This window comes from Oleiphilus sp. HI0080, from assembly GCF_001635135.1.
Genome location: NZ_LWFU01001014.1, coordinates 1 through 828 on the forward strand (window position 1 = coordinate 1; position 828 = coordinate 828).

1 protein-coding gene is annotated in these 828 nt (G+C 46.4%); it reads right to left on the reverse strand.

The annotated features are described in order from the left end of the window. Nucleotides 1-35: 35 nt before the first annotated feature. Nucleotides 36-828 (reverse strand): DUF3570 domain-containing protein (locus A3751_RS19210; protein ID WP_082863387.1); only part of this gene is annotated, 793 nt, incomplete at its 5' end.

An 828-nucleotide genomic window follows, 5' to 3' on the forward strand; every position in this document is an offset into this window, starting at 1 on the left:
GATGTTAGTGTTGGCGTTCATGCTTGTTAGTCCTGTTAAAATTCGACAATTAATGATGTGCGTGTGACCCAAGCGTCGAGCTCATATAGCGGCTCTTCGCCCGGCAAGTAACTTCCCGACGCGGTTACGTCTCTAAAGTTCTCGTAGTCGTAATCAAGAATGTCGGCCAAAAGGCTTAGCTGGAGGCGCTTAACGAACGGAATTACACCCTGTTTGACCTCATAGCTCACACCAAATCCGTACGTAATACCAGAATAGGTGCTTAGCTCCTTATCTCTGGCAACATGGGTTTGAGAGTTCGCGAATGGAAAGAGATCGCTATAAAACCGAGCTTGATCCTGTTCGTAATAACGCAGGCGTGTTTCGAAGATCCATGATTCGTCGAAAGCATGACTGTAGGAAACACCATAGGTGTTTGCTTGAATGTCCCAGCTATCGGAAAAATAACGGTATTCTAATTTGACCGAAGCACGATAAGGTAAGAAATACATTCCACGAAACCCAAGCGCTGTGCTTGTTCGTGTATCTGGATAAACCTCAGGTTGATATAGGTAGGCCGTGCTGTCATTCGGGTCGACATAACGATTTTGACGATAGGGATTTTCAAGCTTTCCTTCGTCGGTAATCACATCGACATCGATGCTAAACAGCGCGTTTTTTGTAATAACTTGCGTCAAGCCAAGCTTATAATTCTGAAGATCTTTGTCTTCCCAGTCGCTTTCTGCCTGCCCCCGTTTCCCGACAGAGTCCCAACCACGAGCGTAAGCGAGCGACAAGGTGGTCAGATCACCAAAGAAGTCTTGAGCCACCGAAAAATACGCGGTGTTT